General features: G+C 69.8%; 19 protein-coding genes. 7 read left to right on the forward strand and 12 right to left on the reverse strand.

Annotated features, from left to right (window positions below):
• Nucleotides 1–211: 211 nt before the first annotated feature.
• The 5 genes from BLT19_RS01805 to allB form a co-directional block, all read right to left on the reverse strand.
• Nucleotides 212–1,507, reverse strand: coding sequence for an allantoate amidohydrolase (locus BLT19_RS01805; RefSeq protein WP_091485417.1), 1,296 nt, complete (start codon nt 1,505–1,507; stop codon nt 212–214).
• A gap of 5 nt (nt 1,508–1,512) precedes the next feature.
• Nucleotides 1,513–2,706 (reverse strand): pyridoxal-phosphate-dependent aminotransferase family protein, encoded by a 1,194-nt coding sequence (locus tag BLT19_RS01810; protein ID WP_091493101.1) that lies wholly within the window; start codon nt 2,704–2,706, stop codon nt 1,513–1,515.
• A gap of 178 nt (nt 2,707–2,884) precedes the next feature.
• Nucleotides 2,885–4,507 (reverse strand): AtzH-like domain-containing protein, encoded by a 1,623-nt coding sequence (locus tag BLT19_RS01815; protein WP_091485420.1) that lies wholly within the window; start codon nt 4,505–4,507, stop codon nt 2,885–2,887.
• Nucleotides 4,508–4,616: 109 nt separating this feature from the next.
• Nucleotides 4,617–5,714: an acetamidase/formamidase family protein gene (locus BLT19_RS01820; RefSeq protein ID WP_091493104.1), complete on the reverse strand. Its 1,098-nt coding sequence runs from the start codon at nt 5,712–5,714 to the stop codon at nt 4,617–4,619.
• An 84-nt stretch (nt 5,715–5,798) separates the two neighbouring features.
• Complete coding sequence (allB, locus tag BLT19_RS01825) at nt 5,799–7,172, reverse strand: allantoinase AllB (protein WP_231917745.1); 1,374 nt, start codon at nt 7,170–7,172, stop codon at nt 5,799–5,801.
• 264 nt (nt 7,173–7,436) lie between these two features.
• On the opposite strand from allB, the gene uraD reads away from it, so the two are divergent.
• From uraD to pucL, 3 genes are read left to right on the forward strand one after another with little or no spacing between them, the layout of a single operon-like run.
• A complete protein-coding gene (gene uraD, locus BLT19_RS01830; RefSeq protein WP_091485426.1) occupies nt 7,437–7,952 on the forward strand; it encodes a 2-oxo-4-hydroxy-4-carboxy-5-ureidoimidazoline decarboxylase in 516 nt (171 codons plus the stop codon).
• Entirely contained in the window at nt 7,949–8,284 is a 336-nt protein-coding gene (gene uraH / locus BLT19_RS01835; protein ID WP_091485429.1) for a hydroxyisourate hydrolase, read from the forward strand. Before uraD ends, uraH begins: the two co-directional genes overlap by 4 nt.
• Nucleotides 8,285–8,286: 2 nt before the next feature.
• Nucleotides 8,287–9,204: a factor-independent urate hydroxylase gene (gene pucL, locus BLT19_RS01840; RefSeq protein ID WP_091485431.1), complete on the forward strand. Its 918-nt coding sequence runs from the start codon at nt 8,287–8,289 to the stop codon at nt 9,202–9,204.
• Here pucL and BLT19_RS01845 read toward each other — a convergent pair.
• From BLT19_RS01845 to BLT19_RS01855, 3 genes are all read right to left on the reverse strand, one after another.
• Nucleotides 9,201–10,172: an IS481 family transposase gene (locus BLT19_RS01845; protein ID WP_091485230.1), complete on the reverse strand. Its 972-nt coding sequence runs from the start codon at nt 10,170–10,172 to the stop codon at nt 9,201–9,203. The genes pucL and BLT19_RS01845 overlap by 4 nt on opposite strands.
• Before the next feature lie 94 nt (nt 10,173–10,266).
• Nucleotides 10,267–11,820: a nucleobase:cation symporter-2 family protein gene (locus BLT19_RS01850; protein ID WP_091485434.1), complete on the reverse strand. Its 1,554-nt coding sequence runs from the start codon at nt 11,818–11,820 to the stop codon at nt 10,267–10,269.
• A 207-nt stretch (nt 11,821–12,027) separates the two neighbouring features.
• A complete protein-coding gene (locus BLT19_RS01855) occupies nt 12,028–12,546 on the reverse strand; it encodes an adenine phosphoribosyltransferase (RefSeq protein ID WP_091485436.1) in 519 nt (172 codons plus the stop codon).
• Nucleotides 12,547–12,617: 71 nt separating this feature from the next.
• Between BLT19_RS01855 and BLT19_RS01860 the strand changes: the two genes are divergently transcribed.
• Together BLT19_RS01860 and BLT19_RS01865 are read left to right on the forward strand one after the other, a co-directional pair.
• Complete coding sequence (locus BLT19_RS01860) at nt 12,618–14,312, forward strand: glycoside hydrolase family 13 protein (protein WP_091485440.1); 1,695 nt, start codon at nt 12,618–12,620, stop codon at nt 14,310–14,312.
• A gap of 14 nt (nt 14,313–14,326) precedes the next feature.
• Nucleotides 14,327–15,340: a LacI family DNA-binding transcriptional regulator gene (locus tag BLT19_RS01865; protein ID WP_091493106.1), complete on the forward strand. Its 1,014-nt coding sequence runs from the start codon at nt 14,327–14,329 to the stop codon at nt 15,338–15,340.
• Nucleotides 15,341–15,443: 103 nt separating this feature from the next.
• On the opposite strand, the gene BLT19_RS01870 is transcribed toward BLT19_RS01865, so the two are convergent.
• Genes BLT19_RS01870 through BLT19_RS01885 form a run of 4 tightly spaced genes read right to left on the reverse strand, consistent with a single transcriptional unit; the run spans nt 15,444 to nt 19,918 of the window.
• Complete coding sequence (locus BLT19_RS01870) at nt 15,444–16,658, reverse strand: family 1 glycosylhydrolase (RefSeq protein ID WP_091485443.1); 1,215 nt, start codon at nt 16,656–16,658, stop codon at nt 15,444–15,446.
• Between the two features lie 38 nt (nt 16,659–16,696).
• Nucleotides 16,697–17,590 carry a carbohydrate ABC transporter permease gene (locus tag BLT19_RS01875; RefSeq protein ID WP_091493108.1) on the reverse strand — a complete coding sequence of 298 codons (894 nt, stop codon included), beginning with the start codon at nt 17,588–17,590 and terminating at the stop codon, nt 16,697–16,699.
• Nucleotides 17,590–18,528: a carbohydrate ABC transporter permease gene (locus BLT19_RS01880; RefSeq protein WP_091485447.1), complete on the reverse strand. Its 939-nt coding sequence runs from the start codon at nt 18,526–18,528 to the stop codon at nt 17,590–17,592. Before BLT19_RS01880 ends, BLT19_RS01875 begins: the two co-directional genes overlap by 1 nt.
• A gap of 58 nt (nt 18,529–18,586) precedes the next feature.
• The gene (locus BLT19_RS01885) at nt 18,587–19,918 is read right to left on the reverse strand and encodes an ABC transporter substrate-binding protein (RefSeq protein WP_091485449.1); all 1,332 of its coding nucleotides are present in this window, start codon (nt 19,916–19,918) and stop codon (nt 18,587–18,589) included.
• Nucleotides 19,919–20,067: 149 nt separating this feature from the next.
• Between BLT19_RS01885 and BLT19_RS01890 the strand changes: the two genes are divergently transcribed.
• Both BLT19_RS01890 and BLT19_RS01895 read left to right on the forward strand, forming a co-directional pair.
• A complete protein-coding gene (locus BLT19_RS01890) occupies nt 20,068–21,081 on the forward strand; it encodes a LacI family DNA-binding transcriptional regulator (RefSeq protein WP_231917746.1) in 1,014 nt (337 codons plus the stop codon).
• The gene (locus tag BLT19_RS01895) at nt 21,078–22,874 is read left to right on the forward strand and encodes a glycoside hydrolase family 2 protein (protein WP_091485451.1); all 1,797 of its coding nucleotides are present in this window, start codon (nt 21,078–21,080) and stop codon (nt 22,872–22,874) included. The genes BLT19_RS01890 and BLT19_RS01895 overlap by 4 nt, the downstream gene beginning before the upstream one ends.
• Nucleotides 22,875–22,943 lie beyond the last annotated feature (69 nt).

A 22,943-nucleotide genomic window follows, 5' to 3' on the forward strand; every position in this document is an offset into this window, starting at 1 on the left:
GGGTGTGGATGTACGCGCGCCCAGGGACTCGGCGTGATGCGACGGTCCCGACGGTATGGGATGTAGATTTCACGAACACTGGCCCGGTGTTTCGAGGGCGTTAACCCTCGAGAGCGCCCACCCGGGACCGCTCCGCCGTCGCCGACCGCCCTTCGGGCCCGCGAGGACGGCCGGTCGGCGACAGGGGAGCAGTCCCGTCGGCGGGACTGGGTCAGCGGGGCTCGGCGGCCAGGTGGAGTACGGATTCCGCCAGAGCGCGGATGCCGAGGGCGACATCACCCGCGCTGACGAGCTCATCGGGGTGATGGCTGATGCCGTCGGGATTGCGCAGGAACAGCATCCCGACATCGGTGATCGACCCGATCGCCATCGCATCGTGTCCCGCCCGGCTGAAGATGGTCGCCGGTTCGTCGGCGCCACCCTTCAGGGTGGCGAGGATCCCCTCGCGCACGACATCCCGCAGCAGCGGCGCGCACATCACCGCGGCCGCGTTGTGCACCTCCCGCGCGCTCCAGCGCAGGCGCCGGCGCCGCATGATCTCGTCGAGCTCGCCCGAGATCAGATCCCAGACGCGATCGCGTGAGCCGTCGAACTCCCCACGGAGATCGAGGCTGAAGTGGGCCTCGCCCGGCACGATGTTCACCGCGCCCGGGTACGCCTCGAACTGCCCGACGGTGCCGATGATGTGATGCTCGGCGCGGCAGATGCGCTCCACCGCGAGCGCGGCCTCGCTCGCGCCGAGCAGGGCGTCGCGGCGCATGTCGTAGGGCGTGCCGCCGGCGTGCCGGGCCTCACCCTCGACCACGAGCTGGAACCGGCGAGCGCTGGCGATGGACGAGACGACGGCCAGCGATTCGCCGCGCGCATCGAGCTCGGGCCCCTGCTCGATGTGTGCCTCGAGGTAGCCGACCAGCTCGTCCGGTCGGCGGGATGCTTCGCCGATCCGGCCCGGGTCGAGGCCGAACTCCAGGAACGCCTGCCGGAGGGTGATGCCGTCGGCATCGGTCAACGACCACCAGGCGTCGTCCCAGAGGCCGGCGACCGCCGATGAGCCCAGCAGCGCCTTGCCGAAGCGGGTGCCCTCCTCGTCGGAGAAGGCGACCACCTCCAGCGCGAAGGGGAGAGGCTGCTCCCGCAGCAGTCGCACCACCTCGAGGGCCATGAGCACGCCGACGATCCCGTCGTAGCGCCCGGCATCCGGCACGGTGTCCAGGTGGGAGCCGAGCATGAGCGCAGGGCGCTCCGGCGGGTGAGCGGTCCCCGAGCCTGCCGAGTCGTCGAGCCGGCCGATCTGGTTGCCCGCGGCATCCTGCCTCGTGCGCATCCCGACCTCGCGCATCCACTCGGCGGCGAGCCGGTTCACGCGGGCGTGCTCGGCCGAGAGGTACACGCGCTCGATCTGCCCCTGCGTCGCGCTCACCCTGGCGAGCTCGTCGCAGCGCGCCATCACCCGTCGCGCCGCCGTCTGGAACAGATCGGGGGCGAACGAGATCAGGCGGGTGCGCATACCGGTCAGTCGCCGTCCGACGCGGAACCGTACGCGCTCAGCGCGGCCTCGACGCCGCCCGCCACCGGCACGGCGGCGCCGAACCGCCGCAGCACGGTCTCGAGTGCAGCGAGGGTCTGCAGCACGGCGTCCGTGCGCGCGTTGTAGCCCATGGTGCCGATGCGCCAGACGCGCCCGTGCAGGGGGCCGAACGAGGTGCCGATCTCGATGCCGAAGTCGTTCAGCATCGCCGCCCGCGCGACGTCGCCCGGCACACCCTCCGGGATCTCGACGGCGACGACGTTGGACATCTTGTGCGCGACGTCGCCGAAGACGACCAGGCCGAGGCCCCGGACGCCCGCCAGCATGGCCTCACCGTTGATGCGGTGGCGCTCGATCACGGCGTCCCGGCCCTCCAGCAGCAGGACGCGGGCGCACTCGCGCGCCCCGTAGAGCATCGATGTGGCCTCGGTGTGGTGGTTGAGGCGGCGCGGTCCCCAGTAGTCCAGGATCATCCCCAGGTCGAAGTAGTTGGACCGGACGAAGTCGGGGGCGTCGACGTCTCCTGGCTCGCGGATGCCTGCCTCGACCTTCGCGCGCGAGCGGATGATCTCGACGGCGCGCTCGGAGAGGGTGATCGGCGCCGACCCCGACGGACCGCCCAGGCATTTCTGGAGTCCGGCGGTCGCGGCATCCAGCCCCCATGCGTCCGCCTCGAACGCGTTCCCGCCGAGCGAGGCCGTCGCGTCGGTGTAGAACAGTACGCCGTGCCTCGCGCAGATCTCGCCGATGTCCTCCAGCGGCTGGAGCATCGTGGTCGACGTGTCGCCCTGGACGAGCGCGAGCAGGGCGGGCCGGACGCGCACGATCGCGTCTTCGAGAACGGAGGTGGGGAAGACCTGTCCCCACGGCACTTCGATCGTGTGCACCTCGGCCAGCGCCCGTTCGGCGATCTCGGCGAGGAGGTGTCCGAAGCGCCCGAACACCGGCACCAGCACGCGGTCACCCGGCCGGATCAGCGAGATCATCGCCGCCTCGATGCCGGCGCGGGACGTGCCGTCGATCAGCAGCGTCGCATCATTCGCCGTGGACCAGACGCCGCGGTACAGCTCCTGCGTCTCGGTCATGGTGGCCGTCATGAACGGGTCGTACTGGCCGACCAGGGGCGCGGACATGGCACGCAGCACGCTGGGGTACGCGGAGATCGGGCCCGGTCCCATCAGCAGGCGGGTCGGCGGGTCGATCGGGCCGGGGATCGCGGTCACGGGTGTACCTCAGTTCTTCGGGAATCGGTGCGTCGGGAATCGTCGAGTGCATGGCTTCGCGCCGAGTGCACGGGCTGCGAGCGCGAAAAGCACGCGAATCGGGGACGAAGCCGTGCACTCGCGATCACGGCGGTCACCGCACGGCCTCGGCGAGCCGGCGCGCGAGGCGCACGAGGGCGATGTCGGTACCGGCGCGCGAAGTGAGGCAGACACCCACCGGCGCGTGCGGCGCGAGCTGCGACGGCACCGTCAGCAGCGGCACGGAGAGCGACGGCAGCCCGGAGATCGCCGCCGGCGTGGTCATCCGCAGCGTCGCCATCCGCACCTCGTTCACCCGCTCGCCCGCCGAGGTGCGCATCGGGGCCGGACCGGGCACGGTCGGCATGAGGAGCACCGCGTCGACCGCGAGCGAGCGGATGCGGTCGGCCGGCGGGACGAGCGCGCGACGCGCTGCGGCCTCGTCTTCGGCGGTGACCTCCGACGCGATCCGGAAGCGCTCGGCCACCGCCGCGCCGAGTGCGCCGGGGTGCTGCTGGACCCACGCGCCGTTGTTGCGCCACGCCTCGGCGCCCTGCACCGTGCGGAACGGGACGAAGAACTCGTCCAGCGCGCCGATCGAGACCGACTCGACCTCTGGCGCGCCGGAGGTCGCCGCGAGCGTTTCGAGGAAGGCGTCGAACGCGGCACGGGTGCCGGGCTCGGCCGCCGCCAGCACCTCCGCGGGAACCACGAACCGCCACGGCAGGTCCTGATCCGATTCGCCCAGGACGCTCTCGGTCGATTCCGACCCGTCGTAGCTCAGGCACCAATCGACGACGCGTTGCAGGGTGTCACCGTCGCGGGTGAGCCAGCCGATCGTGTCGAAGGACTGCGCGAGGGGCAGCAGGCCCTGCCGCGGCACCAGCCCGTGCGTGGTGCGCAGCCCCCAGAGCCCCTGGTAGGACGCGGGCACGCGCACCGATCCCGCCGTGTCCGTCGCCAGGCCGATCTCGGCCTGACCGGTCGCGACGGCCGACGCCGGACCGCTCGACGAACCGCCGGGCAGGGCTCCCGGCACGGCGCCGTTGGGCGGGGTCCCGTAGTGCGCGTTGTCACCGGCGATGCTGTAGGCGAACTCGTCGGTGCGGGCGATGCCGCGCAGCGACGCGCCGCCGCGCAGCAGGTCGGTCACAGCGGCGGCAGTGGTGGTCTCCGCGCGCCCGGCGTCCAGGAACGTCGGGTTCCCCGCACCGATGCGGTATCCCTTGATCGCGAAGAGATCCTTCACGGCCACGGTGAGTCCCGTCAGCGCCCCCTCCCACGCACCCTGCCAGAGCGGATCACCGACGGTGCGCCACACCGAGCGGTCCAGCGCCTGCGCGCGCGGCGTGACGTGGGCGGCCGTGATGAGCCAGTCGCCGTCGACGAGCCGCCAGATCTGGGTCTGCAGCCCGGTCCCGCCGCCCGCGAACCGCGAGACCGAGACGAGCAGCGCGACGTCGTCCGCGAGCGGTCGGTATTCGACGCGCTCGATCGTGCGGGGCGGCACTCCCCCGCGAAGACCGCGGAAGGCGCTGATCGCGTCGTGCCCTACGAGGAGGCCTGCGCCGTCGCCGCGCATCGTCTCGTCGGAGCGCACGAAGAACGCGTCCAGCGCATCGAGGTCGTTCTCCATGATCGCCCGCTCGTACGCGTCGAACGCCGCGCGCAGGTCGGTGGGGATGCCGGCGGACGCGTCGCCGGCGGCCGACGGCCATGAGGCGTCGGGCCCAGGCATCCGTCCCCCACGCTCCGCCGTCACCGGATCAGGTGATCCCGCCGGGACAGGACGATCCGGCGCGGATTCTCCTGCGCCGGCCGAATCACCTGCACTCGTCGCGCCCGCATCAGCCACGGTCGACCTCCGCGAAGTCGGACTCGCGGATGCGGGCGTGCACACCGCAGACGATGTCGACGACCTGCGAGATGTCGAAGTCCGTCGCGGCGCTCAGGTAGGCGTAGGCCAGGTGCTCGTCGAGCCCCCAGCGCGCCTGGATCAGCGCCAGCGCAGCCCGCACGCATTTGCGCATCGCCTCGTCGAGGTCCGGATCGAGCCCCGTCGGAACGAGGTACCGGTCCGTGCGCACGAGCGGCCCGAGCACCTCGCCGAACTCGGCGAGCGCCTCGGCGCGGGGCACCACATCGAAGCGGAGGGTCGCGCGCAGCGACGCCTCCAGGGCCGTCAGTGCGACCTCGCCGTCGCCCTGCGCGAAGTGCGGATCGCCCACGTACGCCAGGGCGCCCTCGACCTGCACCGGCAGGTACAGGACGGTCCCCTCGACGAGCAGGTTGATGTCGATGTTGCCGCCGTGCGCGCCCGGCGGCACCGAGTGCGGGCGCTCGGAACCGGCCACCGCGACTCCCATGGTGCCCAGGAACGGCGCGAGCGGGAATGCGACGACTCCCTCGCCGCCTTCGACCACCGGCAGCACGCCGACCGGGCCCGGCTCGCGAACCTGCACCGGCGTGAACACGCTGACGTTCCCTGACCCGCGCGGCAGCTCGCCGACGAGCGCCCCCTTGCCGTGACGGTTCGAGATGACCCCGTACGGCACGCGCGGGGCGAGCACGACGACGGTGATGCGCAGCAGGTCGCCCGGCTGCGCGCCCTCGACGAAGATCGGGCCGGTCACCACGTGCGGTCCGTCGGCGGCGGGGTCGCGCGAGAGGGTGGCCGCGATCTCGATGGCGTCATGGAGGACGGATGCCGCGTCCACGCCGTGCCCCGTGAAGAAGGCGAGCGGGTCCTTGCCCTGGTCCTCGAGGACCCCCTCGTGACTCACCGTGTCGATCGTGACCGTCTGCCCCGGCGAGATCGTCAGGACTGCGGCATCCGCTGCACAGGGCAGGCGTCCCCACAGCACCGTCTCGGGTGTGGCGGGCAGGTAATGATCGCCCGGGAGCGGACCGGTGCCCGGTTGCAGGATCTCGATCGCGGTCGGCATCCCCTCATTGAACTGCATCCGCGTTTCGCCCGCGTGACGGATCCGGCTCACCCGCTGCGCTGAGACACCGTCGACCGGCCGCGCTCACCTGGCCGACAGCAGCCGACCGCGCGGAGCATCCCGGAATCGCGGCGCCTCACCCGGACCGCCCTCGGTGGCGTTGAAGATCGACCTGCCGTGCAGCCAGGTCCGGCGCACCTTGCCGGTCAGCACCCGCGAGTCGTAGGCCGTGATCGGGTTCCTGTGCAGGAGGGCACGCGCGTCGACGGGCAGCGGATCCTCGAGCCCGAAGACGGTCAGGTGCGCCGGCGCTCCCGGCTCGATCACCCCCGCCCCCATGATGCCGGCAACCTCCGCCGGGCCGGTCGTGAACAGCGGGAGGATGCGCTCCAGCGCGATCCCGCGACTGCGCGCCTCGGTCCACACCGCCGAGAGTCCGATCTGCAGGCCCGCGATGCCGCCCCAGGCCAGACCGAAGTCACCGTCTCCGGAGCGCTTCAGATCGACGGTGCTGGGCGAGTGATCGCTGACGATCGCGTCGATCGTGCCGTCGGTGATGCCCTCCCAGAGCAGATCGCGGTTGGCCGAGTCGCGGATCGGCGGGCAGCACTTGAATTCGCCGGCACCGTCGGGGATGTCCTCGGCGATGATCGTCAGGTAGTGCGGGCACGTCTCGACCGTCAGCGCGATGCCCGCGGCCTTCGCGGCCCGGATCGCCGGCAGCGAGTGCGCGTCGCTGAGGTGCAGGATGTGTGCGCGCGCGCCGGTCCGCCGCGCGGCGTCGATGACGGCGTCGATGGCGGATGCCTCGCTCTCCGGCGGCCGGGAGGCCAGGAAGGCGTCGTAGCTGCGACCCAGCGTGGTGTGCTCGTGCAGCAGCGCAGGGTCTTCGGCGTGCACGATGATCCGCGATCCGAGCGCGGCGATCTCCTCCATCGCGGCGCCGAGCTGCGCGCGATCCAGGTGCGGGAACTCCTCGACTCCGGAGGGCGAGAGGAAGCACTTGAAGCCGTAGACGCCGGCCTCGTGCAGCGGGGCCAGCGACCCGAGGTTGTCGGGGACGGCACCGCCCCAGAACCCGACGTCGATGAACGCGGAGGGGGATGCCGCGGCCCGCTTGATCTCGAGCGCCCGCGCCGTCGTGGTGGGCGGGAGGGAGTTCAGCGGCATGTCGACGATCGTCGTGACCCCGCCGGCCGCGGCGGCGAGGGTCGCCGAGCGGAAGCCCTCCCACTCCGTACGGCCCGGCTCGTTGACGTGCACGTGCGAGTCGACGAGGCCGGGAAGCAGCACGGCATCGTCGGGCACGAGCGTCTGACGTGATCTGGCGACCTTGTCGCGCACGTCGATGACATCGACGATCCGCGTGTCCTCGATCACCACGGCCGCGGGCCGGAACGCCCCATCCACCCAGGCGCGCGATGCGCGGATGACCCTCGGTCCGTCGTTCGATGCCACGGCGTTCTCCTCTGTTGCCTCCATCTACATTCACCCATGCACGTCTCCGGCGCAGGCCCGGTCGGTTTCGAACGGGTTACGGATCCCGCCACGCCGTCGCATCCACCCTCTCCGGGGTTCGGCCTCCCCGGGTTCGGGGCGCGATTCCGCGGTTGGGGCGTACGAATCGCGCCCCGGGAGCAGGAGTACGCCCCGATCCCCGGAGAAGCGGGACGGGAAGGTCGACGTAACCGTCGTGAAACGCACGCGCGCTACCGTGTGCGGATGGAGCTGGACGAGTTCAACAGGCTGGATGCCGCGGATGCCGCCTCCGTCGTGTCGGTCTGGGCTGCGATCCCCGCGTGGGTCGATGCAGTCGTCGCCGGGCGCCCGTACGCGTCGGTCGACGACCTGGCCGAGGATGCCGAGGCACTGGCGCGCGCCTGGAGCACCGACGACCTCGACGCCGCGCTGGCGCACCACCCGCGGATCGGGCAGCGCGCTGCGGGCGAGGGCGCGGAGGCCGCGGCATCACGCACGGAGCAGTCCGCCATGTCCTCGGCGACGGATGCCGTCACCACGGCGATCGCTGACGGGAACGTCGCGTACGAGAAGCGCTTCGGGCGTGTCTTCCTGATCAGAGCCGCCGGCCGCTCGCCGGAGGAGATCCTCGCCGACCTCGAGCGCCGGCTCGGGAACACCCCAGCCGTCGAGGCCTCCGAGGCCACCGTGCAACTCGCCCAGATCGCACTGCTGCGGCTGCGGTCGACCGTCACCGTGAGCGAAGGAGCCCGCGCATGACCCACCTCACCACCCATATCCTGGACGCGTCGACGGGCACCCCCGCGCAGAACATCGTCGTCTCCCTCGCACGCCACCTCCCCGGAGGCGGGACGGAGGGCATCGCGCAGGGCTTCACGGACGCCGACGGCCGGCTCGGGCTCGGACCGGACGAACTGGAACCCGGCGTGTATGCCCTCACCTTCGGCACCGGCGCGTACTTCGCCGACCGCGGCGTTCCCACCTTCTACCCGCTCGTCACCGTCACCTTCACCGTCGAAGACGCGGCCCGGCACCTGCACGTGCCCCTGCTGCTCAGCCCGTTCGCGTATTCGACCTACAGAGGGAGCTAGTCATGAGCGACGTTTCCGTCAGCCTCGGCGCCAACAAGTACGGCAAGGCAGAGAACCGCGTCGTGCGCGTGATCCGCGACACCGCCCGCCACGAGATCATCGATCTCAACGTGACGTCGCAGCTGCGGGGCAGGGCGCTGATCGATTCGTACCTGACGGGCGACAACGCGCTGGTCGTGGCGACGGACACCCAGAAGAACACGATCTTCGCGTTCGCCAAAGAGCACGGCATCACCTCCCCCGAGGAGTTCCTGCTGCTCCTGGCGACGCACTTCGTCGGCGGGTTCGACTGGATCGAAGGCGGCCTGTGGCAGGCGGAGCAGTACGCGTGGGAGCGCATCCTCGCCGACGGCGCACCGCACGACCACTCGTTCGTGCGCAGCGGCCCGGGGACCCGCCTGGCAGCCGTGCAGGTCGTGAACGGCGCCACGCACGTGACCGGCGGCGTTCGTGACCTCGTCGTGCTCAAGACGACGGGGAGCGAGTTCTCCGGCTTCCCGCGCGACGGCTACACGACGCTCGTCGAGACCGACGACCGCGTGATGGCGACGTCGGTGACCGGGCGCTGGCGTTTCGCGCCGGAGGCGGTCGAAGCCGGCATCGACTTCAACGGCCTGTACGAAGAGGTCACTGCCGTGCTGCTGTCGACCTTCGCGACGGTGCACTCCCTGGCACTCCAGCAGACCCTCTTCGAGATGGGCAGGGCCGCCATCCAGGCGCGGCCCGAGATCGCCGAGGTCCGCTTCGCGATGCCGAACAAGCACCACTTCGTCTACGACCTGTCGCCGTTCGGGCTCGACAACCCTGGCGAGGTGTTCTACGCCGCCGACCGGCCCTACGGTCTCATCGAGGGGACGATCACCCGCGACGGTGCGCCGGCCGCTCCGGATGCCTGGCTGGACCTCCCGGCGTTCGTCTAGCTGTACTGGCCTCGACCGTTGTTGATTCGGTCGATGGGCGTTTTGCCTCCGATGCCGAGGTGGGCTCTGTCTAGGTTGTAGTGGTCGAGCCAGGCTGGCAAGGCCGCAGCGCGGTCGGCGTTTGAGTTCCAGGGTTGGGAGTATGCCCATTCGGTTGCGAGGGTGCGGTTCAGTCGCTCGACTTTGCCGTTTGTCCAGGGGCAGTGCGGGCGGATGAACTTCTGTTTGATGCCGTGAGCGGTGAACACGTCTCTGAAGGCGACCGATTTCCGGTACGCGAACGCGTTGTCGGTGATGACTCGTTCGACGGTGACGCCGAGCGAGGCGTAGAACGCGATCGCTCGTTCCAGGAAGCCCGCGCACGTCGTCCCGCGTTCGTCTGCGTGGATCTCGAGGTACGCGAGACGGGAGTGGTCATCGATCGCGGCGTGCACGTAGTCGTAGCCGATCCCGCGGCCGCGGACCTTCTCGCTGCGGCCGTGGGCACGCCATCCACCGCCGTCCGGGATTCGGCCGAGCTTCTTCACATCAACATGGATCAGCGAGCCCGGATGAGCATGTTCGTACCGGTTCGCGGACCGTCGTGAGGCTTTGATCACCGTGCCGGTGACCGGGTCAAGGTCCCGCAGCAGCGGAACCTGATGGCGGCGCAGCACCCGCCCGACCACGGACGCGTGCATCCCGAGCCGCGCACCGATGAAGACCGGGCCGCGGCGGGTCAGTTCCCGCATGATCCGCACCCGCGTCTCCTGACACGACCCCGTCCGCCGCGGATGAGCGTGGGCGACGCTGGAGCGATCCTGCAACCCGGCCACGCCGGCGTCCCGGAAACGCCGCCACCACCGCCACGCGGCCGTACGGGAGACGCCCATCTCCGCGGCGACATGCGCGACCGGCCGCCCCGACTGGATCCGCTGGACCATGATCAACCTGCCGGCCGGAGTCAGCCGGGCATTAGCGTGAGACAAGAGAGACCTCCGTGCGTTCGAGCTGAAGAACTAGACAGCTCCAACTCGACCCCGGAGGTCTCTCCTACGTCAACAACGATCCGGGTCAGTACACCTAGCGCTCCGGGTCGGCCTCGTCCTCGTCCTCGAGCCGGATCGCCGACACATCCGCCGGAAGCCCGTCGCCGGTCTGCTCGGCGGCGAGCTCGTCCGAGAGGACCTGCGTCGGGATGAGCCCGGTGCCCTCGGCGTCGGGATGCACGAGGGCCGCGGCGGCCGGTCCACGCACAGCGTCCGATGAGCCGATCGCCGGGTCGCCGAGACGCGCTTCGCGCATCTGCTCGGAGTTCAGCAGCAGGTTCAGCAGGATCGCGGTGATGGCACCGGCGCTGATGCCCGAGTCGAAGATCAGCGTGAACCACTGCGGGAACTGGTCGTAGATCGTCGGGGTCACCGTCGGCAGCAGGGCGACGCCGATCGAGACCGCCACGATCAGCACGTTCTTGTTGTTGAACCTCACCTTCGTGAGGGTGCGGATTCCGGATGCCGCGACCATGCCGAACAGCGCGATCCCCGCCCCTCCGAGCACGGCGCTGGGGACGCCCTCGACGATCGCCGACACCTTCGGGATGAGGCCGAGGACGACCAGGATCACGCCGGCGGCCGTGGCGACGAACCGCGACCGCACGCCGGTGAGCGAGACCAGTCCGACGTTCTGCGCGAACGCCGTGTACGGGAACGTGTTGAAGACGCCGCCGATGACGGTGCCGAGGCCGTCGGCGCGCAGGCCATCGGCCAGCTGGCGGCGGGTGACGGGCTTCTCGACGATCTCACCGACGGCGATCATGTCGCCGGTGGTCTCGGTCATGATGACCAGACCCACGATCAGCATCGAGACGATCGAGGCGACCTGGAACGTCGGCAGACCGAAGTGGAACGGCGTCACGAACGCGAACCATGCGGCATCCCCCACGCTGGACCAATCGACCATTCCCGGCACGAACAGGGCGACGATCGTGCCCAGCACGAGTCCCAGAAGGATCGAGACCCGCTGGAGCGGAGCAGGGGCGAAACGCTCGATGAGGATGATCAGCAGCAGCGTGCCGAAGGCGAAGGCGACGTTGATCGGGGCAGCGCCGTCCGGGTTGTTGTCGACGATCCACCCGGCAGCGACCCGCATCAGCGACAGACCGATGATGAGGATCACCGTGCCGGTCACGATCGGCGGGAAGAACCGCAGCAGCTGGGAGAAGAACGGTGCGACGAGGATCATGAACAGGCCGCAGGCGATCGTTGCGCCGAAGACTGCCTGGATGCCCTCGCTCTGCCCGATCGCGATCATCGGACCGACCGCGGCGAAGGTGACGCCCTGCATCAGCGGCAGCCGCACGCCGAAGCGCCAGAAGCCGACCGACTGGATGATCGTCGCGATGCCGGCCACGAACAGGTCGGCGCTGATGAGGAACGCGAGGTCGCCGGCGGAGTAGCCGAGTGCGCCGCCGACGATCAGCGGGACCGCGACAGCGCCCGCGTACATCGCCAGGACATGCTGCAGTCCGAGCGGCGCGAGGCGGGCCAGCGGCGGGATGCCGTCGACCGAGTTCGTCGTGCGCTTGGCCGCCTTGGCGGCTTTCGCTGCCTTGCGGTCGTTGAGGTCTGTGGCCGTCATGCGGCACACTATGGTTCCGGCGGAGCACTCGCCAGGGTTTCGGGCCAGGCGTTCGGCAGTGTTTACGCGGCGTTACGCGCCCGCAACGCGCCCTCCCGAGAACCGACCCTCCACCCCACACCGGACTGCTCCCCTGTCGCAAACCGTCCTCGCCGCGTCAGCGAACGCCGTCTCGCGACAGTGGAGCGGTCCTGGCCCGCTCCGCTGTCAGGCCGTGAACACCGCGTGCACGTCGCCGACCCGCTCGCGTCCGCCGAGAGTGGTCAGCTCCATCAGCACGGCGGTCCCGATCACGTGGCCGTCGAGCACCTCGAACAGCTCGTGCGCCGCGACCAGCGTGCCGCCGGTGGCCAGCACGTCATCGACGAGCAGGACGCGCGTGCCCGGCTCGATGTCGTCGTGCGCCTCGATGGTCGCCTGCGCGTATTCGAGCGTGAAGGAGACGGATGCCGCGGGCCGGGGCAGCTTCCCCGCCTTGCGGATCGGCACCAGACCCACCTCCGCGACGGTCGCGACCGCGCCGGCCAGCAGGAAGCCGCGCGCCTCGATGCCGGCCACCACGTCGAACTGCCCGGAGAAGGGCTCGATCAGCGCCTCGATCACGGCGCGCAGCGCGGCAGCGTCGGCCAGGAGCGGCGTGATGTCCCGGAACAGGATCCCCGGTTCCGGGTAGTCCGCGATCGTTCGGATGAGGGATTCGGCGCGGTCGAGGGCTGCGGAGGGCACGCGCCAACCCTAGCCCGCGCCGCCGCGCCCATCCGAACGCCGGATGCAAGCGCTTGCACTAGCCTGGATGCATGACTTCGCTCGACCTCGCTGTCTTGTCCGATGCCCTGCCCTCGCGCCCCGGAGCGGAGTGGTGGCGCACCGCCGTGATCTACCAGATCTACCCCCGCTCGTTCGCCGACGAGTCCGGCGACGGCATCGGCGACCTGCCCGGCGTCACGGCCCACCTCGACGATCTGGCCGAACTCGGCGTCGACGCGCTGTGGCTGAGCCCGTTCCAGCGGTCGCCGCAGCACGACGCCGGGTACGACGTCGCCGACTACTGCGATGTCGACCCGCTGTTCGGCACGCTCGCCGATTTCGACGACATGCTCGCCGAGGCGCACAGCCGCGGCATCCGGATCATCGTCGACCTCGTCCCCAACCACTCCTCGACCGAGCACGAGTGGTTCCGCCAGGCGCTCGCCGCGGCCCCCGGCAGCCGGGAGCGGGCCCGCTACCTGTTCCGCGACGGCAAGGGCCGGCACGGCGAGATCGCCCCGAACAACTGGGAATCGGTGTTCGGCGGGCCCGCCTGGACGCGCGTCACCGAGGCGGACGGCACTCCCGGTCAGTGGTACCTGCACCTGTTCGACACGTCGCAGCCCGACTTCGACTGGTCGAACGAAGAGGTGCACGAGGAGTTCCGGCGCATCCTGCGCTTCTGGCTCGACCGGGGCGTCGACGGCTTCCGCGTCGATGTCGCGCACGGCCTGATCAAGGCCGCGGGCCTTCCGGACTACACCCCGCCAGCGGACGCCGCCTCGATGGGCGGCGAAGAGGACGACGTGCCCTACTGGGGTCAGCCCGGTGTCCACGATATCTACCGCGACTGGCACGAGGTGCTGGACGCGTACGACGGCGACCGCGCGCTGGCCGCCGAGGCATGGCTGCCCACCGCCGACAAGACGGCGCTGTGGGTGCGACCCGACGAGATGCACCAGGCGTTCAACTTCCCCTACCTGCAGACCGAATGGGATGCGGCGGCCCTGCGCACCGTGATCGTCGAGTCGCTGCGCGCGTTCCCCGCCGTCGGCGCCCCGAGCACGTGGGTGCTCTCCAACCACGACGTCGTCCGGCACGCCTCGCGTCTCGCGCTGACCGCCGAGAATCCGCAGGGATACGGCATCGGCCCCGACTCGGCCGGCAAGCCGATCCCGGCACTGGGTCTTCGTCGCGCCCGCGCGGCGACGACCCTCATGCTCGCGCTCCCCGGGTCGGCCTACCTGTACCAGGGCGAGGAACTCGGCCTGCCCGAGGTCATCGACATCCCGGACGACGCCCGTCAGGATCCGACGTGGTTCCGCTCGCACGGCGAGCGCTACGGTCGCGACGGGTGCCGGGTGCCGATCCCGTGGACCTCCGACGGCGCCTCGTACGGATTCAGCCCGACCGGGCAGTCGTGGCTGCCCCAGCCCACCGAGTGGAGCGACCTCGCCCGCGACGCGCAGGAGCACGATCCCGACTCGACGCTCAGCCTGTACCGCACGCTGATCGCGGCGCGTCGTGCGGGCGGACTCGGCGCGGGCGCGGTGGCGTGGCTGCCCGGCTTCGACCCCGACGTCATCGCATTCCGCAACGGGAATGTCACGGTCGTCGCGAATCTCGGCACCACCCCGGTCGTCCTCCCCGCCGGAGAGATCCTGGCGCGAAGCGAACCGTTCACCGGAGCGTCGCTGCCGGTCGACACCGCCGTGTGGATCGCGTCCCCGGCCGGCGACGCCTGACCCGGGAGCTCCACGTGGTCGGCATCGACGAAGTCGCACGCCTGGCCGGCGTCTCGACGGCGACGGTGTCGCGTGCGCTGAGCGGCCGAGGATCGGTGTCGGCCGCGACCCGGGCGCGGGTGGAGACTGCCGCTGCGCAGCTCGGCTACGTCGTGTCCTCGACGGCGTCGAGCCTGGCGTCGGGCCGCACCCGCAACATCGGGGTGCTCGTCCCGTTCGTGGACCGCTGGTTCTTCGGGGCGGTGCTCAGCGGAACGGCGGCGGCGCTGATGGGTCGCGGGTACGACATCACGCTGTACAACCTGAGCGCCGACCGCGACCAGCGCCGCCGCGTCTTCGACACGTTCCTGCGTCGCGGCCGTGTGGACGGCGTGCTCGCGATCTCGATCGCCCTCGACGACGACGAGATCGGCCGTCTCGGCGAGCTCGGGCTGCCGGTCATCGCGATCGGCGGCCCGAATCCCCTGCTGACCACGCTGACCGTCGACGACGTCACGGTGGCGCGGCTGGCCACCGCGCACCTCGTCGACCTCGGTCATCGTGAGATCGCGCGCATCGGCGCGAGCCCTGAGTTCGACATCGACTACCACATCCCCACGCGTCGCCGTCAGGGCTTCGAGCAGGCGTTGACGGATGCCGGGATCCCGCCGCGCGCAGAGCTCTTCGAGCCCGCCGACTTCACCATCGAAGGCGGTTCCCGCGCCGCGAAGGCACTGCTCGCCCGCTCGGACCTCCACCCGACGGCGATCTTCGCCGCGTCCGACGAGATGGCGATCGGCGCGATGCTGGCCGCGCGCGAGCTCGGGTTCCGCGTCCCCGAGGACCTGTCGATCATCGGGGTCGACGGTCACGAGCTCGGGGAGTTCTTCCGGCTCACCACGGTGGACCAGTTCCCGGCGGCTCAGGGGGCGCGCGCGGCTGACGCGATCCTGGACGAGATCGAGGAGTCGGATGCCGCACCCCCACGCGACGGGGCGCTCCCCCTGCCGTTCGAGCTGATCGTCCGGGGCTCGACGGCACGTCTCTGACCGCACACTCCCCCGTTTCCGGACGAGACTCGCCGCCACGCCCGGCGTCGACGCGGCGTGTCTCGTCCGGAAACGGCTGGGGCAGCCGCGGGTGCCGCTGCGGTCAGCGGCGGTGCCGGCGCGCGATCGCCTGGTACTCCTCGAACGCGGCGTTCTTGCGGCGCGCCAATTGCTGGTCGCCGCCTCGGACGAGGTTGACGAGGCCGAAGTCGAGCATCCACGCATCCGCCGGCTTCTCGTCGAAGCGGTACAGCCAGTCGACGAGATCCAGGAACGGGAACCACGTGTACCCGACCACGGGGACGCCCTCGCTCCGCAGGGCGAGGATCTCGCCCTCGGACTCGCGCAGCCACGCGATCTTCTCCTCCGGCGAACCCACCAACGAGGTCTCGGTGATGATGATCGGGAGGCCGTACCGCGCGCTGTAGAGCTGCACCAGGTCGCGCAGCCCTGCCGTCCCCGCCACGACGGGGGACTTTCCGCCCTTCTCGTCCATCCGGATGGTCGTGAACGTCGGGTAGTAGTTCACCCCGAGCACGTCCGGCTGCACCGCGTTCGCGGCGAACCAGACGAGGTCCTCGTCGGTGTAGCCGTGCTCCCCCAGCCAGTCGCGCAGCGGGTGTGCGTCATCGACGCGCCCGGTGATCAGATCCAGCGCCAGGAACCGGCGCTCCTCGAGGATCGCCCGCGACAGCGGCGTCGTCTCGCCCTCGTACCGGAATCCGGCATCGACGTGCACGAAGACCGCATCCGGATTGACCGCGGAGATCTCCTGCTGCGTGCGCACCATGCCCTTCGCCAGCACGCGCACCAGCGTGAGGAATCCGTCTGTGCCCTCGAGGTACGGCGGCCAGTTGCCCATCTCGCCGCACCACTCGGCGTTGACGATCGGCTCGTTCAGTGGCGTGAAATCGTCCCAGACGCCGCGGTACCGCTCCGCCACCGCGCAGGCGTACGAGGCGATCCGCTCGGGGTACTGGGAGTTCAGGAACGCATTGTCCAGCCAGGTCGGGGTCCCGTAGTGCATGAGGTCCACGATGCAGCGCAGCCCGAGCGATCGCATGTGCTCGGCGACCTGATCCGTCCACGACCAGTCGAACAGGCCCGGCTCTGGCTCGACGAGGTACCAGGGCACGCCCCACCGCACGAACTCGGCACCGGACTCCGCGACCAGATCGAGGTCCTCCCGCCAGTGCGAATAGTGCTGGGTCAGTTCGTACTCGTCGAGCCGGCGGTGTCCCGGCCGGATCTGCGGGATGAAGGTGTCCTCGATCCCGACGCCGTAGCGGAGCCGGTCGTGTTCGAACCAACGGGTCATGGAGTCCTTTCGGGGTGCGGACGCCGCAGCATCCGTCGTCATTTCAGCCCCGTCGTGGCGATGCCCGCGACGAAGCTGCGCTGGATGAGCAGGAAGAAGACCACGACGGGCAGCAGGGCGAGCAGCGACCCGGCCATGAGCAGCCCGTACTCGACCACGTGCTGTCCCATGAACAGCGCCAGGCCGGCCGGGAGCGTCGATGACTCGATGCTCGATGACATCACGAGCGGCCAGAGCAGGTCGTTCCAGTTGTACTGGAAGTGGAACAGCCCCAGCGTCAGCAGTGCGGGCTTGGCCAGCGGCATCACCACCTGCCGGTAGATGCGCCATTCGGATGCCCCGTCCACGCGCGCCGCCTCCTCGAGATCGCGCGGCAGCGAGAGGAAGAACTGCGTGAGGAAGAAGATCCCGAAGGCGTTCGTCATCCGCGGGATGATCATCCCCGGCAGGGTGTTGGTGAGCCCGAACCCGTTGAGCATGTCGTAGAGCGGGATCAGCGTGACCTGGAACGGCAGCATGAGCAGGATCAGGATCAGCACCATCACGACGCCGCGGCCGCGGAACGGGATGCGCGCGAGCGCGTACGCCGCCATCGAATCCAGGAACAGCGAGATGATCGTCACCCCGCCGGCGAAGATGATCGTGTTGACATAGAGCCGCGCGAACGGGATCCGCTCCCAGACCTCGGCGAAGTGCTGCAGCGTGAATTCGCGCGGCCACAGCGTCGGCGGGTACGTGACGATGTCCGCCTCCGGCTTGAACGCCGTGAAGGTCAGCCAGATGATCGGAAGCAGCATCAGGAGCGCGATCAGGATCGCGACGATCGAGAGCACCCACTTCGAGGCCCGGTACAGGTTGAGCTGCCGGCGGTCGCGGACGCCGGAATCGCGGATGCCGGTCTCCGGCGCGAGGGTCGAATCCAAGACGGTCATCAGTACGTCACCGCCCGGCGCCGGAGCCACCCGTATTGGACCATCGACAGCACGAAGACGAAGATCAACAGGACGAACGAGATCGCGGACGCATAGCCGAAGCGCAACTCCTGGAATCCTTCCCGGTAGATCAGCATGACGAGGGTCTCCGTCTTGAAGTAGGGGCCGCCGCGGGTCATCACATAGATCTGATCGAACGCCTGCAGGGTGGCGATGAGTGCCAGGACCGAGACGAGCAGCGTCTGGTTGGACAGGAGGGGCAGCGTGACCCGCCGGAAGCGCTGCCACGGACCGGCGCCGTCGATCTTCGCCGCTTCGTAGAGCTCGGTGGGTATCGACTGGAGTCCGGCGAGGTAGATGACCATGTAGAAGCCGACGAACTTCCAGACGCCGACCATCATCACCGCCGGCATCGCGAAGCGCGGGTCGCTCAGCCAGCCCTGCTCGGTGACGATCCCGATCTGACTCAGCCAGTACGACAGGAGTCCGATGTTCGGATCCAGCAGGAAGGTCCAGGCGATCGCGATGATGCCGAGCGACACGATGAAGGGCAGGAAGATCGCGGTGCGCACGAAGGTGCGGCCGACGAAGGCCTGGTTGAGCATCACCGCGAACAGCAGCGCAAGGATCACGGTGACCGGCGCCACGACCACCGCGTAGAGCACGGTGTTCCAGAACGCGTTCCAGAACGCGGGGTCGTTCACCAGCTCGACGTAGTTGTCCAAGCCCACCCACTCGGCGGCCGCGATGAGGTTGTAGTCCGTCAGCGACAGGTAGACGGCCTGGATCATCGGGTAGAGGGTGAACGCGCCCAGCACCAGTAGGGCCGGCGAGAGGAACAGCCAGGCCGTGAGCTGCCGGCGGGACGCCGGCCCGCGGCCGCGCCGGCGCCTGGTGGACACGAGCGAAGTGGCGGGCGCCAGTTCGGTGACCGTCATCGGGGATCTCCTTCGATCGCGTGGGCCGGAGCGGCAGCGCCCCGGCCCACGCGGTCCGTCACTTGTCGAGCTCTGCCTGGACCTGCTCGGACGCCGCCGGGAAGATCGAATCGACCGTCCCGTCGCCGTTGAGCGCCTTCTGGAGGGAGGGCCAGAAGATGGTCTCGGTGATCGTGCCGCCGGCGGCGACGCCGGCCAGCAGGATCTTCGCACGGTCGCTCACATCGGCGGCGCCGAAGATCGCGGGGTACGGACTGGCGGTGATCTGGTCCGCGACGTCGGCGCGGTTCGGGGGGAAGCCCGAGCCGTCCGCCCACGTGATCTGACCCTCCTGCGAGTTCCAGTAGGCGAAGAACTTGTACGCGGCCTCCTTGGTCGCCTCGTCGGTTCCGGCCGGCAGCCCCATCGAGACCACGTCGGCGAGGACGGCGTCGCTGTCCGGGCCCCCCGGCGGCGGCACGATGCCGTAGTTCAGTCCGGCGTCGTCGAACCCGGTCGTCATCCACGGCCCGACGATCTCGGTCGCGGCCTTGCCGGTGAGGAAGAGCTTGTCGGCATCTGCTCCGGACAAGCCGATCGGCGATGCCTTCTGGTTCTTGACGAGGTCGACCCAGAAGTTCAGCGCATCGAGGCTCCCGGCATCGCCGAGCATCGACGTCGAGCCGTCATCGGAGACCACAGCGCCACCGGTCCCCCAGAGCAGCGCGGGGAACACCGGCACCGTCTCGTGGTCGCCGAGGGCGGTCGCGTACTGCTCGGGCTTGCCGTCGCCGTTCTCGTCGACGGTGAGCTTGGGCACCATCGCGGCGAATTCGTCCCACGTGGTCGGCGGCGCCTCGGGGTCCAGGCCCGCCGCTTCGAAGAGGTCCTTGTTGTAGTACATCATCATGGGCGTGTAGTTCACCGGGACGCCGTAGTTGGTGCCGTCGTAGACCGAGGCGCTGATCGCGGCCTCCGCCAGGGCGTCCGAATCATTGGCCGCATCGTCGTAATAGTCATCGACCGGCATGAACATGCCCTGCTCGGCGAACTGCGGCATGCGGGCGGCGGACATCGCGATGATGTCCGGTCCGTCGTTGCCGGCCACCGCGGTGAGCACCTTCTGGTACAGCGTGTCCCAGGGCATGATCTCGGCCTTCACCGAGACCTCGTCCTGCGAGGCGTTGAAATCCTCGATGACCTTCTCGAGCGCGGGCCCGTCCGGACCGGTGAACCCGTTCCAGAAGGTGAGTGAAACCTTGCCGTCGGCATCGGCGCCGCTGTTGTCGTCGCCTCCGCCGTTTCCCTGGCCGGCGCAGCCGCTCAGCGCGAGCGCCAGGACTCCGGCTCCCACGGTGGCGATCCGGATTCCACGTGAGCGGCGCTGGCGAAGCGAGTGCTGTGTCTTCATCGATCTTCCTTCCTAGTTCAACGTTGAACGAACGGGTTGCCATCTGTTATACCTGAACCGGTAATCGTTGAACAAGACCCTTGTGGTAATCGTTGAACGAACGGCTCCGGTATGCCACTGTGAGTCGCACACGCACAGTATCGATGGAGATGACCACAGTGGGCAGGACGACTCTGAAGGATGTCGCCGAGCGCGTCGGCGTGTCCGCGAAGACCGTGTCCAACGTCGTCAACGGCACCGGTTGGGTCACCGACGATCTCAGAGGACGGGTCAAGGCGGCCATCGACGAACTCGGCTACCGGCCGAATGTCGCCGCGCGCAATCTGCGGAACGGACGAAGCGGCATGATCGCCGTCGCATTGCCGGACCTCAGCCAGCCGTACTTCGCCGAGCTGGCATCCGACCTCGTCCGCGCGGCGCAGGAGCGGTCGATCACCGTGCTGATCAACCAGACGGACGGCCGGGAGGATGCCGAGCGACGCATCGCCGAGGGCATCGACATCCCGGTGATGGACGGCCTGATCCTGAGCCCGCTCGCCCTGACCGCCGCCGACTTCGAGCTTCGCACCGACACCACCCCCCTGATCCTGCTCGGCGAGCACGTCGGCGAGACGGAGATGCCCCACGTCGCGGTGGACAACACCGCCGCCGCACGCGCCGCCGTGGAGCACCTCATCGGGCTCGGCCGACGGCGCATCGCGGCGATCGGCGCGCAGCAGTCCGGCCCGAACGAGACGTCGGTGCTGCGGCTGTCCGGTTACCGGCAGGCCCTGGAGTCCGCCGGCATTCCGTTCGATCCGGCCCTGGTCGCGACGGTCGACACGTACTACCGCGGCGACGGGGCCCAGGCCGCCGAGGCGCTTCTGGATGGCGGGACCCCGTTCGACGCGGTCTTCGCCTTCAACGACCTGCTCGCACTCGGCGCCCTGCACGTGCTCGGCGCACGCGGGGTGAGCGTGCCCGGGCAGGTCGCCGTGATCGGCTTCGACAACATCGAGGAGGCCGGGTACAGCACGCCCGCGCTCAGTTCGGTCGCTCCGGACACCCTCGCGCTTGCCCGCACCGCGATCGACCTGCTCACGGCCGATCCGCCGGCCCGCGGCATCCATTCGATCCCCTTCGTCATCGCCGCGCGAGCCAGCACCACTGGAGAAGACACGTGACCGCCGAACCGCTTCCGATCGCCTCCACCCAGGACGGCTCGTACCCGCGGCCGCAGATCGTCCGTTCGCACTGGGCCGACCTCACCGGCACCTGGGACTTCGCGATCGGGGCGCCCGGTTCCCGCCCCTCCGCCGTGGATTTCGACCGCACGATCGTCGTGCCCTTCCCTCCGGAATCGGCAGCCTCCGGGCTCGGCGAGCAGGGGATGCTGCACTCGGTCTGGTACCGCCGCGCGTTCGGCCCGACCGAGCTGGAGGCGGCAGGGTGGACGGATGCCGGCGGCCGCGTCCTCCTGCACTTCGGCGCCGTCGACTGGGAGGCAACGGTCTGGGTCAACGGCATCACCGTCGCCATGCATCGCGGCGGGCAGTCACCGTTCACCGCCGACATCACCCATGCGCTGCGTCCCGGCGCGTCGAACGAGATCGTGGTGCACGCCGTCGATGATCCCGAGGACGTCTCGATCCTGCGCGGAAAACAGGATTGGCGCGATCAGCCGCATGCGATCTGGTACTCCCGCACGACGGGGATCTGGCAGCCGGTCTGGCTCGAGGCGGTCCCCGAGACGGCGATCACGTCGCTCACCTGGTCGAGCGACATCCCCACCGCGGGGGTCGAACTCGAGGTGGAGCTGACGGGCGCGCTCGATGACGACACATGGCTGAGCGTCGAACTCACCCACGACGGGGAGCTGCTCAGCGAGACCCGCACCCGCGTGCTGTCACGATTCGAGACGGTTCGGATGCGCCTTCCCCGCCAGACCAACGGGCAGCAGCACGAGGAGCTGCTGTGGAGCCCTGAGCACCCGACCCTGATCGATGCGACGGTGCGGGTGCAGACCCGGCGCGGCACCGATGCCGTCGCCAGCTACCTCGGGATCCGCAGTGTCGCGGCATCCGGCTCGGCATTCCTGCTCAACGACCGTCCGGTGAAGGTGCGGGCGGTCCTCGCGCAGAACTACTGGCCGGAGTCGCATCTGGCTGCGCCCGGCGCCGGAGCCCTGCGCCGCGAGGTCGAACTCATCCGCGACCTGGGCTTCAACACAGCCCGCGTGCATCAGAAGGCCGAGGATCCGCGATTCCTCTACTGGGCCGACCGGCTGGGGCTCATGGTGTGGGCGGAGACGGCCAGCGCCTACGCGTTCGACCGGCGTGCGGCATCCAATCTCCTCTCCGAATGGACATCGCTGGTCGCCCGCGACATCTCGCACCCGTCCGTCATCGTCTGGGTGCCGCTGAACGAGAGCTGGGGGGTTCAGCACATCGCGCACGACGAGCGGCAACGCGCGCTCAGCCGGTCGGTCGCCGATCTCACGCGTGCGCTGGACGGCACCCGCCCGGTCATCTCGAATGACGGATGGGAGCACACGCGCTCGGACATCTGGACCATCCACGACTACGAGGCCGACCCGACCGTCATCACGCGGCGCTACGCGGATGCTGCTGCCCTCGACGCGATGATCGCCGGGTTCGGCCCCGCCGGGAGGCGGATCTCGGTGGACGGAGACCGCTCCTCGAAGCCCGTGATGCTCACCGAATTCGGCGGGGTGAGCCTTCGTGCGCGCAACGGCACGGACTGGGGCTATTCGACGGCCGAGAACCCGGAGGAGTTCGGCGAGCGCGTGTGCGCGCTGATCCGCGCTGTGGATGCCGCGGCGCCGCTGAGCGGGTTCTGCTACACGCAGCTGACCGACACCGGACAGGAGACCAACGGCCTGCTGTACGAGGACCGCACCCCCAAGGTCGAGGTGGCCGCGATCCGCGCCGCGGTGCGCGGCGAACCGTCGCCCTGACGCGCCGGCCGTTTCCGGACGGGACGCGCCGCCATGCCCGGCGTCCACGCGGCGTGTCTCGTCCGGAAA

The organism is Microbacterium pygmaeum, from assembly GCF_900100885.1.
Taxonomy (GTDB): Bacteria; Actinomycetota; Actinomycetes; order Actinomycetales; family Microbacteriaceae; genus Microbacterium; species Microbacterium pygmaeum.